The following is a 12,949-nucleotide window of genomic DNA, read 5'->3' on the forward strand; positions in this document are numbered from 1 at the left end:
AGTGTGGCCAGCTCGGTCTGATCATCGTCGACTACCTGCAGTTGATGAGCGGCAGCGCTGGCAGCAGCGACGAGAATCGCGCGACCGTGATCGGCGAGATCTCGCGCGGCCTCAAGGCCCTGGCCAAGGAGTTGCGCTGCCCCGTCATCGCGTTGTCGCAGCTCAACCGCAGCGTCGAGACACGCACCGACAAGCGCCCCATGATGAGCGATCTGCGCGAATCGGGCGCGATCGAACAGGATGCCGACGTCATCATGTTCATCTATCGCGACGAGTACTACACCAAAGACCAATGCAAGGAGCCCGGCGTGGCCGAGATCATCATCGGCAAACAGCGCAACGGGCCGGTGGGCACCGTCAAGCTCACGTTCCTGAAGCCGCTCACCAAGTTCGAGAATCTGGCGCCCGGCGCGCTGGGCGGCGGCGACTATTGATCGCCGCCAGCGACTCGATCAGAGCACTTCGCTCGCAAAATCGGCCAGGCGCGAGCGCTCGCCGCGGGCGAGCGTCACGTGTCCGCTGTGCGGCCAGCCCTTGAACCGGTCCACCGCATACGTGAGGCCCGAACTGCCTTCGGTGAGGTAGGGTGTGTCGATCTGCGCGAGGTTGCCCAGACAGACGATCTTCGTGCCGGGGCCGGCCCGGGTGATCAGCGTCTTCATCTGCTTGGGCGTGAGGTTCTGGGCCTCGTCGATGATGACGAACTTGTTCAGGAAAGTGCGTCCGCGCATGAAGTTCATGCTCTTGATCTTCACCTTCGAGCGCACCAACTCATTGGTGGCGGCACGCCCCCAATCGCCGGCGCTGGCGTCCGTGCGGGCGAGCACCTCCAGGTTGTCGTCCAGCGCCCCCATCCAGGGCGACATCTTCTCTTCCTCGGTCCCGGGCAGGTAGCCGATGTCCTCGCCCACGGGCACGGTGACCCGGGTCACGATGATCTCGGTGTAGCGCCGCTCGTCGAGCACCTGGCTCAGGGCGGCGGCCAGCGTCATCAGCGTCTTGCCGGTGCCGGCCGTGCCGGTGAGGGTGACGAAGTCGCACTCCGGGTCCATCAGCAGGTTGAGCGCGAAGTTCTGTTCGCGATTGCGCGCGGTGATGCCCCACACGGCGTTCTTCTGGTGCGTGTACTCCTTGCAGGTGCGCAACACGGCGGTCTTGCCGGTGATCTCGGTGACCTTGGCGTACAGCGGTGTCACCCCTGGGGCCTCGAGATAGACGAATTGGTTGATCAGCAGCGCCGGCACAAGCGGGCCGCTGATGCGGTAGTAAGTGAAGCCGCCCTGCTGCCAGCTTTCCATGGTCTTGCCGTGCCGCTCCCAGAAATCGCCCGGCAGCGGCAGCACCCCGGTGTAGAGCAGGTCGCCGTCTTCGAGGGCCTTGTCGTTGTAGTAGTCCTCGGCCGGCAGGCCCAGGGCGCGGGCCTTGATGCGCATGTTGATGTCCTTGGACACCAGCACCACGTCGCGTTCCGGGTACTTTTGGCGCAGTGACTGCACCACGCCGAGGATCTGGTTGTCGGCCTTGCCCTGGGGCAGACCCACGGGCAGTTGCACATCGACGAGCTGGGTCTGGAAGAACAGGCGGCCCCCGGCTTCGCGGTGCCCGGTCTTCGACAGGGCCACGCCCTCGGGGAAGCTTGCATTCGTCTGTGCCACCAGGGCATCGAGCTCGCGGCTGACCTGGCGGGCATTGCGAGCCACCTCGGACATGCCGCGTTTGTGGCTGTCGAGCTCCTCCAGCGTGATCATTGGCAGGTAGATGTCGTGCTCTTCGAAGCGGTAGATCGACATCGGGTCGTGCATCAGCACGTTGGTGTCGAGCACGAAAAGCTTGGGGGGGCCTTCCCGGTGCGGCCGCTTCGGGCGGACATGGGTCTGCGCCATCGCTGCGGCGGGCGCGGCGGGCACTGTGGGCGCGGCCGGCGCGGGTGCCGCAGGGCGCGGGGCCGGGGGAGCCAACGTCGCCGGGGCATCGGCGCGCAGTTCCAGCAGGCTGTGGGAGGCCAGTTCGGCCTTCTGCGAACGGGGGGTCTTGCGGGGCGCGCTCTGCGCGTCGATGTCGGACGGAGTCAGCAGGGTGGCTTTCTTCGTGGGCGGCTTGGGCAGGGGCATCGTCTGGCGGGTTCAGGCGGCGGAAACAAAAAAGCCGCACAGCAAGCTGGGCGGCTTTGCGGGGATGCGGCGGTGACGACTCTGGGATCGGCTCGACGGCATGACCTCATTATGCACAGCCGGTTGGGCGGCGCAATGACGCCGCGTTGCATGCCGGCTGCAGGCGGATGTCCGGCCTAGGGGCCTCAGGCAGCCTTCTTCAGCGCCTTGACGGCCTTGAGGACTTCGTCCACATGGCCGGCCACCTTGATGCCGCGCCACTCGTGGCGCAGGATGCCTTCGCCGTCGATCACGAAGGTGCTGCGCTCGATGCCTTTGACTTTCTTGCCGTACATGATCTTGTTCTTGACCACACCGAACATGTGGCAGAGCTTCTCCTCGGTGTCGGCGATCAGCTCGAAGGGCAGCTCCAGGTTCTGCTTGAACTTGTCGTGCGAGGCCATGTTGTCACGCGACACGCCAAACACCACTGCGCCGGATTTCACAAAATCCTTGTGCTTGTCGCGAAACTGCATGGCTTCGGTGGTGCAGCCCGGGGTATTGTCCTTGGGGTAGAAATACAGCACGACGATCTGACCCGCATAGGCCTGGGGCGTGAACTTCACCCCGTTCGTGGCAAGCGCTTCAAAGTCCGGGAGAGGTTTATTGAGGGCTGGCGTCATGTAGGTGTTGAAGAGGGTTGCGCCCGTTCAGGCCTAGCCCGAAATTATAGCTCCACCCCTGTCGATATCCCCTGCCAATGACGGGTTGGTCGCCGATTGTGCAGGCCGGTCCTTCAGTGGCCAGACACCGGGGAGGACATCATCAGCAGGGCCACCACGCTGCGGCCTTCGCCGGCCAGGATGTTGTAGGTGCGGCAGGCGGCGGCGGTGTCCATCGTTTCCACGCCAATGCGCCGCGCCATCAACGGCTGCAGGAGTTGCGGCCGGGCGAACTGCAGCCGCGTGCCGGTGCCCAGCAGCACGACCTCCGGCGCGAGGTCGGCGACCCGGGTGAAGTCCTCGACCGTCAGGTCGGCCACGACCTGGCAGGACCAGGCCTGCACCGGCCCACGCCACGGCACGAGCAGGCTGCCGGAGTGCACCACGGCGTTCACGGCGATGCCGCTGGCCGTGTGGGCCGTGATGATGTTCAAGGACGAATCGGCGCGGTCGGGCTGCAGTTTCACGGCAAGGATGACGCAAGGGGCGTCAACGGGGTGGGCGGCTCGCCACCGGGGGCGGTCGGCGTCGGGCCTGTGGTTAAATTATAGATTTTGCACTGCAGCGATAACCGTGCAATCCGCGATTGCCGCAGTCCTTTCAAGGGCTCGCGCCCAGGGAGTGTTCTCGTGAAACCCGTCGCCAAGTCGGCCAAGCTGGCCAATGTCTGCTACGACATCCGCGGGCCGGTGCTGGAGAAGGCCCGCGAGATGGAGGAAGAGGGCCACAAGATCATCAAGCTGAACATCGGCAACCTGGCGGTGTTCGGGCTGGAGCCGCCCGACGAGATCGTGCAGGACATGATCCGCAACCTGCCTCATACCGCGGGCTACACCGACTCCAAGGGCTTGTTCGCGCCGCGCCGGGCCGTGGTGCACTACACGCAGGAGAAGAACATCCGCGGTGTGACGGTGGATGATGTCTACCTGGGCAATGGGGCGTCCGAGCTGATCGCGATGAGCATGAACGCTCTGCTCAACGACGGCGACGAGGTGTTGATTCCGGCGCCCGACTATCCGCTGTACACCGCGGTGGTGTCGCTGTCCGGGGGCACGCCGGTGCATTACATGTGCGACGAGCAGTCCGACTGGATGCCCGACATCGCCGACATCAGGGCCAAGATCACGCCGCGCACCAAGGCGCTGGTGGTGATCAACCCGAACAACCCGACGGGCGCGCTGTATCCCGAGTCGGTGCTGCTGGAGCTGGTCGAGATCGCGCGTCAGCACCAGCTCATCATCTTTGCCGACGAGATCTACGACAAGACGCTGTACGACGGCCACACGCACACCAGCATCGCGTCGTTGGCCGACGACGTGCTCTTCGTCACCTTCAACGGGCTGTCGAAAAACTACCGCTCCTGCGGCTACCGGGCCGGCTGGATGGTGGTGTCGGGAGAGAAGAAGCACGCACGGGATTACATCGAGGGCCTGAACATGCTGGCCTCGATGCGCCTGTGTGCGAACACGCCGGGTCAACTGGCCATCCAGACGGCGCTTGGGGGTTACCAGAGCATCAAGGACCTGGTCGCGCCGGGCGGTCGCCTGTGTCGTCAGCGCGACCTCGCGCACAAGCTGCTGACGGACATTCCCGGCGTCAGCTGTGTCAAACCCAAGGCGGCGTTGTACATGTTCCCGCGCCTGGATCCCAAGCTCTATCCAGTGGCCGACGACCAGCAGTTCGCCTACGAGCTGCTGGCCGAGGAGAAGGTGCTCATCGTGCAGGGCACCGGCTTCAACTGGCCGCATCCGGATCATTTCCGCCTGGTCTTTCTGCCCAATTCGGACGACCTGGCCGAGGCGATCGGGCGCATCGCCCGCTTTCTCGAGCACTATCGCAAGCGTCACTCTCACGGATCGAACGCATGAACTCCTTCCAGAATCCGATGCGCCTTGGCCTGCTGGGGGCCGGTGTCGTCGCCACCGGTGTCGTCAACGTGCTGGTACGCAACCAGGCCGAGATCCAGCGCCGCGCCGGCCGCGGCATCGTGGTGACCCGTGTGGGTGCGCGCAACCCGGCCAAGGCCCGTGCCGCCCTGGGCGAGGAGCTCACGATCACTGACGATCTCGATGCCGTCGCGACCGACCCGCAGGTGGACATCGTCGTCGAGCTGATCGGCGGCACCACCCGCGCGCGCGAGCTGGTGCTCAAGGCGATTGCCGCAGGCAAGCACGTGGTTACGGCCAACAAGGCCCTGCTGGCCGTGCACGGCACCGAGATCTTCGCCGCGGCTGGTGACAAGGGCGTGATGGTGGCCTTCGAGGCCGCCGTGGCCGGGGGCATTCCCATCATCAAGGCATTGCGCGAGGGCCTCACAGCCAACCGCATCCAATGGATCGCCGGGATCATCAACGGCACCACGAATTTCATCCTGAGCGAGATGCGCTCCAAGGGACTGGATTTCGACACCGTGCTTCGGGAGGCGCAGCGTCTGGGTTATGCCGAGGCCGATCCGACCTTCGACATCGAGGGCGTGGACGCAGCGCACAAGGCCACCATCATGAGCGCGATCGCCTTCGGCATCCCGATGCAGTTCGACAAGGCCTATGTCGAAGGCATCACCCGGCTGAAGGCGGCCGATATCACGTATGCCGAGCAGCTCGGTTATCGCATCAAACTGCTGGGCGTGACGCGCCGCCGCGATGATCTGCCCGGCGGCGGTATCGAGCTGCGCGTGCATCCCACGCTGGTGCCGGCCAAACGCCTCATTGCCAACGTGGAAGGCGCGATGAACGCGGTCGTGGTGCACGGTGATGCTGTAGGCTCGACGCTCTACTATGGCAAGGGCGCCGGCTCGGAGCCCACCGCCTCGGCGGTGGTGGCCGATCTGGTGGACGTGACTCGCCTGCACACGGCAGACCCTGACCATCGCGTGCCCCACCTGGCGTTCCAGCCCGATGCGCTGGACAACGTGCCGGTCCTGCCGATCGAGGACGTGGTCACGTCCTTCTATCTGAGACTGCGTGTGGCTGACCAGACCGGCGTGCTCGCGCGCATCACCGGCATCCTGGCCGAGCATGACATCTCCATCGATGCCGTGTTGCAGCGCGAGGCGGGCGACGACGAGAATCAGACCGACTTGATCATCCTGACGCACGAGACCCGCGAAGGCCGCATGAACGAGGCGATCGGGAAGATGCAGGCCCTGCCCACGGTGCTCGAGCCCATCGTGCGCATCCGCAAGGAAGAGCTGAACTAGACCATGAAGTACATCAGCACCCGCGGCGACCGCACCGAGCGCGGCTTCTCGGAAATCCTGCTGGAGGGCCTGGCACCCGACGGCGGGCTGTACCTGCCCGTGGCCTATCCCCGCGTGGACGGGCCCACCTTGCAGCGCTGGCGTGGCCTGAGCTATGCCGAGCTCGCCTTCGAGATCCTGTCGCTCTACATCGACGACATCCCGGCGGCCGACCTGCGCGCGCTGGTCTCGCGCACCTACACCAAGGAGGTGTTCGGCACCGAGGCCATCACGCCGCTCAAGCCGCTGGGCGAGGGCTTCTACCTGGAGGCGCTGTCCAACGGCCCGACGCTCGCCTTCAAGGACATGGCGATGCAATTGCTGGGTCAGTTGTTCGAGTATGAACTCGGCCGTCGCGGCGAGGAACTCAACATCCTGGGCGCGACCTCGGGCGACACTGGCAGCGCGGCCGAGTATGCGATGCGCGGCAAGCGGGGCGTGCGGGTGTTCATGCTCTCGCCCCATGGCCGCATGAGCCCCTTCCAGCAGGCCCAGATGTACAGCCTGCAGGATCCCAACATCCACAACCTGGCTATCGAGGGGGTGTTCGACGACTGCCAGGACATCGTCAAGGCGGTGTCGAACGACCTGGACTTCAAGCGCCGCCACCGGATCGGCACGGTGAACTCCATCAACTGGGCGCGGTTGCTGGCCCAGGTGGTGTACTACTTTGCCGGCTACTTCCAGGCCACCCGCAGCAACGATGAGGTGGTCAGCTTTTGCGTGCCCTCGGGCAACTTTGGCAATGTCTGCGCCGGTCACGTCGCCCGGATGATGGGGCTGCCGATCCACCGTCTGGTGGTGGCCACCAACGAGAACGACGTGCTCGACGAGTTCTTCCGCACCGGCACGTACCGGGTGCGAAAGGCGGCGGAGACCTTCGAGACCTCGAGTCCTTCGATGGACATCTCCAAGGCCTCGAACTTCGAGCGCTTCGTGTTCGACCTGCTCGGGCGCGATGCCGGGCGCACCTCGCGGCTCTTTCGCGAGGCCGTGGAGCGGGAGGGCGCCTTCACGCTCACGCCGGCGGAGTTCGCCAAGGTGGCCGACTATGGCTTCGTCTCGGGCCGCAGCACCCACGCCGACCGGCTGGCCACCATCCGCGACGTGCACGCGCGCTATGGTGTCATGATCGACACCCATACCGCCGACGGGGTGAAAGTGGCCCGCGAGCATCTGGAGCGGGGCATCCCGATGATCGTGCTGGAGACGGCCCTGCCCGCCAAGTTCGCCGAGACCCTGCGCGAGGCTCTGGGCTGCGAGCCTGAGCGGCCGGCCGCCCTGCAAGGCCTGGAGAACCTCCCCAGACGCTTCAAGGTCATGGGGGTCGATGCCGACGCGGTGAAGCGCTACATCGCCGAGAATTGCCGTTGACACGTGCCGGCTCCGGAGCACGCGGGATGCGAGCATGAAGGTGGTGGGTTTCTGCGGCTACTCCGGGTCGGGCAAGACCACGCTGGTCGAGCAGGTGATCGCCGGCTTGAAGCTGGCGGGGCAGCGGGTGTCGGTGGTCAAGCATGCCCACCATAGCTTCGACGTCGATCATCCAGGCAAGGACTCCTGGCGCCACCGGCAGGCCGGTGCCTTCGAAGTGGTGGTGGCCTCCGACCGGCGCTTGGCCAAGATCCGCGAATTCGAGGTGCCTTGCGAGCCCACCGTCCACCAGCTCATTGCCGAACTCTACGACTGCGACTGGGTGCTCGTGGAAGGTTTCAAGCATGCCGACCTCTTCAAGATCGAGGTGTGGCGGGCCTCGCTCGGACACCCGGCGCAGTACATCGAGGACCCCTTCGTGACGGCAATCGCCACCGACAGCCCCGGGCAGTTGCCCCATGCCACCTTGCGCCCGGTGCTGGACCTGAACGACGCCGCCAGCGTGGTGGAGCACCTGCTGCACAATCAGGACCGTTATGAGTACCGCTCCCCGTTCTCCGATGCTCAGCCTGGAGGAGGCGTTGGCGAAGCTGCTGGCAGCGGCTACGCCGGTCTCCGGGACTGAAGATCTGCCCACTGCCCAGGCCCTGGGCCGGGTGCTGGCGCGCGATCTGGTCTCGCCGCTGGACGTTCCCCCGCTGGCCAACAGCTCGATGGATGGATATGCCGTGCGCTCGGCGGACGTGCCCGCTGCTGGCACCGTGCTGCCGGTCAGTCAGCGTATCGCGGCCGGGCAGGTCGGTGCGGTGCTGCAGCCCGGCACGGCAGCGCGCATCTTCACCGGGGCGCCGTTGCCCGAGGGCGCCGATGCCGTCGTGATGCAAGAGCAGTGCGAGCCGCTGGATGGCTCGGTGCGGATCCTCGCCGTGCCGGCGCCGGGGCAGTGGGTGCGCCAGCGCGGGGAGGACCTGCGCGAGGGGGCGGTGGTGCTGGCCCGCGGCCGGCGCCTGACGCCTCAGGCCTTGGGGCTGGCGGCCACGGCCGGGGCGGCCAGCCTGCCGGTGATGCGCCGTGTGCGCGTGGCCTTGCTGTCCACCGGCGACGAGCTGGTGATGCCCGGCCAGCCGCTGCGACCGGGGGCCATTTACAACGCCAACCGCGACACGCTGCGGGGACTGCTCGCCCAGTTCGGCTGCGCGTGCACCGATCTGGGCATCGTGCCCGACAGCCTGGAAGCCACACGTGCGGCCCTGCGTGAAGCTGCCCGCGATCACGATCTGATCCTCAGCTCGGGCGGGGTGTCGGTGGGGGAGGAGGATCACATCCGCCCGGCCGTGAATGCCGAGGGGCGCCTGGACCTCTGGCAGATCGCGATCAAACCCGGCAAGCCGCTGGCCTTCGGCCAGGTCCGACGCGAGGGGGGGGGCGAAGCGGCCTTCATCGGCTTGCCGGGCAACCCGGTGTCGAGCTTCATCACCTTCTTGCTGCTGGTGCGTCCCTTCCTGCTGGCCCTGCAGGGGGCTGATCCCGCCGCACCGCGTGGCGTGTGGCTGGAAGCGGGTTTCGACTGGCCTCGGCCCGACCGCCGGCGCGAGTTCCTGCGTGTGCGGCGCGAGGATGACGGGCGGCTCGCCCTGTTCCCAAACCAGAGTTCGGGGGTGCTCACCTCGGCCGTGTGGGCCGACGGGGTCGTCGATGTGCCGCCGGGGCAGCCCATTGTCCGGGGGGAGCGGGTGCGTTTCATGTCTTTTGCCGAGTGGATGCAATGAAGGTCACGGTGAAGTACTTTGCCTCGATCCGCGAGGCCCTGGGCTCGCAGGAGAGCGTCGAGGTGCCCGAAGGCAGCACCGTGGGCAGCCTGCGCATGATGCTGCAGTCCCGATCGGGGGCCCATGCCGAGGCCCTGGCCCCGGGCCGCGCCCTGCGCGCGGCGCTGGATCAGGCGCTGTGCGATGAATCAGCGCTGCTGCGCGACGGGGCCGAGGTGGCCTTCTTTCCCCCCGTGACCGGAGGCTGAGCATGAGCGGGCCGCGCGTGCGCATCCAGACCGAGGACTTCGACCTCGGTGTCGAGGTGGCGGCCTTGCGTGCCGGCGATGCCGGGGTGGGGGCAGTGGCGGTCTTCGTGGGCACCGTGCGCGACCGCAACGAGGGCCAGGGCGTGAGTTGCATGGAGTTGGAGCACTATCCCGGAATGACCGAAAAGGCCATCGAAGCCATGATCGACGAAGCGCACCGGCGCTTCGACATCCGCGCCGCCCGTGTGATTCACCGGGTCGGCCTGCTGCAGCCGCAGGATCAAATCGTCTATGTGGGCGTGAGCTCTGCCCACCGCGGCGAGGCCTTCCAGGCCTGCGAGTTCCTGATGGACTACCTCAAGACCCAGGCGCCCTTCTGGAAGAAGGAGACCACCCCGGCAGGCTCGCGCTGGGTGGATGCGCGGGTGAGCGATGACGAGGCGCTGCGGCGCTGGGGCATCGAGGCCGCCAACGCAGGGACGACGGGATCCCGATGAGCGGGGCACTCCACGCCGGTGGGGCCCTGGCGGTCGGGCTGGGGGCAGGCCTGGGCGGCATGGCGCGCTGGGCCGTGAGTGTGTGGCTCAACGCGGCCTGGGAGGGCTTTCCGCTGGGGACGCTGGTGGTCAACCTGCTGGGCGGTCTGTGCATTGGCCTGGCCATGGCCTGGCTGGCCCGCCACCCCGACGAGGGCCTGCGCCTGCTACTGGTGACGGGCTTTTTGGGCGGGTTCACCACCTTCTCGGCGTTTTCGCTGGAGTCGCTGCACCTGCTGCAAAAAGAGCATTGGCTGCTGTGGGCGATGCATGCCCTGGGCCATGTGCTGGGGGCCTTGGCCGCCTGCGCCCTGGGCTGGCGATTACTGCGCGGCTGGATCGGCTGAGCCCGGGCGGCGTCTCGGCTTGATCGAACGCAAGCCGCGGGGCTTGGAGGCGCGTCGTGTGCCCGGCACACTTGAAAGCGGCCGCTCGCCCCCCACCTCGGAGTCAGTTGGAGGTTACTCATGCGACTCGACAAGCTCACCACCAAGTTCCAGGAGGCCTTGGGCGACGCCCAGAGCCTGGCGCTGGCCCACGACAACCCCTACATTGAGCCGGCGCACGTGCTGTTGGCCATGTTGCAGCAGGACGATGGCCCCAAGGCCCTGCTGGCACGCGCCGGCGTCAACACCGGCGGCTTGCACAAGGCGGTGGAGGCCGCGATCAAACGCCTGCCCCAGGTGCAAGGCGCCGAGCAGGTCCAGGTCGGCCGCGACACCGTGAGCCTGCTGCAGGCGGCCGAGAAAGAAGCGCTCAAGCGCGGCGACCAGTTTGTCGCCAGTGAAATGTTCCTGCTGGCTTTGTGTGACACCAAGGCTGAGATCGGCCAAATCGCCAAGGACCATGGCTTGAACCGCAAGTCTTTGGAGGCCGCAGTCGAAGCAGTGCGCGGCGGGCAGGCGGTGGACCATGCCGAGGCCGAGGGCCAGCGCGAGGCCCTGAAGAAATACACGCTCGATCTGACCGAACGCGCCCGGCAAGGCAAGCTCGACCCGGTGATCGGCCGTGACGACGAGATCCGCCGCGCCATCCAGGTGCTGCAGCGCCGCTCGAAGAACAACCCGGTGCTCATCGGTGAGCCCGGCGTGGGCAAGACGGCCATCGTCGAAGGCCTGGCCCAGCGCATCGTGGCTGGCGAGGTGCCCGACACCCTGAAGGACAAGCGCGTGCTGGTGCTCGACATGGCGGGCCTGCTGGCCGGTGCGAAGTACCGTGGCGAGTTCGAGGAGCGCCTGAAGGCCGTGCTCAAGGAGGTGGCCGCCGACGAGGGCCGCATCATCCTCTTCATCGACGAGATCCACACGATGGTGGGCGCGGGCAAGGCCGAAGGGGCCATTGACGCGGGCAATATGCTCAAGCCGGCGCTGGCGCGTGGCGAGCTGCACTGCATCGGCGCGACCACGCTGGATGAGTATCGCAAGTACATCGAGAAGGATGCGGCCCTGGAGCGCCGCTTCCAGAAGATCCTGGTCGACGAGCCCAGTGTCGAGCAGACCATCGCGATCCTGCGCGGCCTGCAGGAGAAGTACGAAGTGCACCACGGCGTGGAGATCACCGACCCGGCCATCGTCGCCGCGGCCGAGCTCTCGCACCGTTACATCACCGACCGCTTCCTGCCCGACAAGGCCATCGACCTGATCGATGAGGCCGCGGCAAAGATCAAGATCGAGATCGACTCCAAGCCCGAGGCGATGGACCGCCTCGACCGGCGTCTGATCCAGCTCAAGATCGAGCGCGAGGCGGTGCGCAAGGAGAAGGACGAGGCCTCGATCAAGCGTCTGGGCCTGCTCGAGGAGGAGATCGCGCGTCTGGAGCGCGAATACGCCGACTTGGAGGAGATCTGGAAGGCCGAGAAGGCCAGCGCCCTGGGCTCCGCCCAGATCAAGGAGGAGATCGACAAGATCCGCTTCCAGATCGAGGAGTTCACGCGCAAGGGCGACTTCAACAAGGTGGCCGAACTGCAGTACGGCCGCCTGCCCGAGCTCGAGAAGCGGCTGAAGGAGGCGCAGGCCAAGGAAACCGACAAGGCCAAGGGGGCGAAGGAGGGCGGCCGGCCGCAGTTGCTGCGCACCCAGGTGGGCGCCGAGGAGATCGCCGAGGTCGTCTCGCGCGCCACGGGCATCCCGGTGAGCAAGCTCATGCAAGGCGAACGGGAGAAACTGCTGCAGATGGAGGCCCGTCTGCACGAGCGGGTGGTGGGTCAAGACGAGGCCATCACTGCGGTGGCCAACGCCATCCGTCGCTCACGCGCCGGGCTGTCCGACCCGAACCGCCCGCTGGGCAGCTTCCTCTTCCTCGGGCCCACGGGCGTGGGCAAGACCGAGTTGTGCAAGGCCTTGGCCGGCTTCCTGTTCGACAGCGACGACCACATGGTGCGCATCGACATGAGTGAATTCATGGAGAAGCACTCGGTCAGCCGCCTGATCGGTGCGCCCCCGGGCTACGTGGGCTATGACGAGGGGGGCTACCTTACCGAGGCCGTGCGCCGCAAGCCTTACAGCGTGCTGCTGCTCGACGAGGTGGAGAAGGCCCACCCCGATGTGTTCAACGTACTGCTGCAGGTGCTCGACGACGGCCGCCTGACCGATGGCCAGGGCCGCACCGTGGACTTCAAGAACACCGTGATCGTGATGACCAGCAACCTGGGCTCGCACCAGATCATGCAGATGGCCGGCCAGGACAGCGAGCTGATCCGCGAGGCGGTGTGGGCCGAAGTCAAACAGCACTTCCGGCCCGAGTTCCTCAACCGCATCGACGAGACCGTGGTTTTCCACGCCCTGGACCAACAGCACATCGAGGCGATCGCGAAGATCCAGCTCAAGCACCTGGAACAGCGCCTGGAGAAGATGGACATGCGGCTGGAGGTCTCACCCGAAGCTTTGGCCGAGCTGGCCAAGGTGGGCTTCGACCCGGTCTTCGGGGCGCGGCCGCTCAAACGGGCGATCCAGCACCGCATCGAGAATCCGGTG

Annotated in this window: 13 protein-coding genes; 10 read left to right on the plus strand and 3 right to left on the minus strand. The window is 66.4% G+C overall.

Going from position 1 to position 12,949, the window contains the following annotated elements:
• The coding region (locus tag ACK42S_RS10115) for a DnaB-like helicase C-terminal domain-containing protein (RefSeq protein ID WP_409706541.1) at nt 1–434 on the plus strand (434 nt) is incomplete at its 5' end.
• A gap of 18 nt (nt 435–452) precedes the next feature.
• Here ACK42S_RS10115 and ACK42S_RS10120 read toward each other — a convergent pair.
• The 3 genes from ACK42S_RS10120 to ACK42S_RS10130 all read right to left on the minus strand — a co-directional run bounded on the left by ACK42S_RS10120 (nt 453) and on the right by ACK42S_RS10130 (nt 3,279).
• Nucleotides 453–2,111 carry a PhoH family protein gene (locus ACK42S_RS10120; RefSeq protein ID WP_409706544.1) on the minus strand — a complete coding sequence of 553 codons (1,659 nt, stop codon included), beginning with the start codon at nt 2,109–2,111 and terminating at the stop codon, nt 453–455.
• A 185-nt stretch (nt 2,112–2,296) separates the two neighbouring features.
• Nucleotides 2,297–2,773: a peroxiredoxin gene (locus ACK42S_RS10125; RefSeq protein ID WP_409657773.1), complete on the minus strand. Its 477-nt coding sequence runs from the start codon at nt 2,771–2,773 to the stop codon at nt 2,297–2,299.
• 113 nt (nt 2,774–2,886) lie between these two features.
• Complete coding sequence (locus tag ACK42S_RS10130) at nt 2,887–3,279, minus strand: Mth938-like domain-containing protein (protein WP_409706547.1); 393 nt, start codon at nt 3,277–3,279, stop codon at nt 2,887–2,889.
• Between the two features lie 162 nt (nt 3,280–3,441).
• On the opposite strand from ACK42S_RS10130, the gene ACK42S_RS10135 reads away from it, so the two are divergent.
• From ACK42S_RS10135 to clpB, 9 genes are all read left to right on the plus strand, one after another.
• Nucleotides 3,442–4,680: a pyridoxal phosphate-dependent aminotransferase gene (locus tag ACK42S_RS10135; RefSeq protein WP_409706550.1), complete on the plus strand. Its 1,239-nt coding sequence runs from the start codon at nt 3,442–3,444 to the stop codon at nt 4,678–4,680.
• Nucleotides 4,677–6,011 carry a homoserine dehydrogenase gene (locus ACK42S_RS10140; RefSeq protein ID WP_409706553.1) on the plus strand — a complete coding sequence of 445 codons (1,335 nt, stop codon included), beginning with the start codon at nt 4,677–4,679 and terminating at the stop codon, nt 6,009–6,011. The genes ACK42S_RS10135 and ACK42S_RS10140 overlap by 4 nt, the downstream gene beginning before the upstream one ends.
• Before the next feature lie 3 nt (nt 6,012–6,014).
• Nucleotides 6,015–7,424 (plus strand): threonine synthase, encoded by a 1,410-nt coding sequence (thrC, locus tag ACK42S_RS10145; protein WP_409706556.1) that lies wholly within the window; start codon nt 6,015–6,017, stop codon nt 7,422–7,424.
• A 34-nt stretch (nt 7,425–7,458) separates the two neighbouring features.
• A complete protein-coding gene (mobB, locus tag ACK42S_RS10150) occupies nt 7,459–8,049 on the plus strand; it encodes a molybdopterin-guanine dinucleotide biosynthesis protein B (protein WP_409706559.1) in 591 nt (196 codons plus the stop codon).
• Nucleotides 7,961–9,193 (plus strand): gephyrin-like molybdotransferase Glp, encoded by a 1,233-nt coding sequence (gene glp, locus ACK42S_RS10155; RefSeq protein WP_409706562.1) that lies wholly within the window; start codon nt 7,961–7,963, stop codon nt 9,191–9,193. The genes mobB and glp overlap by 89 nt, the downstream gene beginning before the upstream one ends.
• A complete protein-coding gene (moaD, locus tag ACK42S_RS10160) occupies nt 9,190–9,441 on the plus strand; it encodes a molybdopterin converting factor subunit 1 (RefSeq protein WP_409706565.1) in 252 nt (83 codons plus the stop codon). Before glp ends, moaD begins: the two co-directional genes overlap by 4 nt.
• Before the next feature lie 2 nt (nt 9,442–9,443).
• Nucleotides 9,444–9,938: a molybdopterin synthase catalytic subunit MoaE gene (moaE, locus tag ACK42S_RS10165; protein ID WP_409706568.1), complete on the plus strand. Its 495-nt coding sequence runs from the start codon at nt 9,444–9,446 to the stop codon at nt 9,936–9,938.
• Nucleotides 9,935–10,324, plus strand: coding sequence for a fluoride efflux transporter CrcB (gene crcB / locus ACK42S_RS10170; protein WP_409706572.1), 390 nt, complete (start codon nt 9,935–9,937; stop codon nt 10,322–10,324). The genes moaE and crcB overlap by 4 nt, the downstream gene beginning before the upstream one ends.
• Nucleotides 10,325–10,444: 120 nt before the next feature.
• A partial coding sequence (gene clpB / locus ACK42S_RS10175) for an ATP-dependent chaperone ClpB (protein WP_409706575.1) occupies nt 10,445–12,949 on the plus strand: 2,505 nt, incomplete at its 3' end.

The sequence above is a fragment of the Caldimonas sp. genome (assembly GCF_046289365.1).
Taxonomy (GTDB): Bacteria; Pseudomonadota; Gammaproteobacteria; order Burkholderiales; family Burkholderiaceae_C; genus Caldimonas.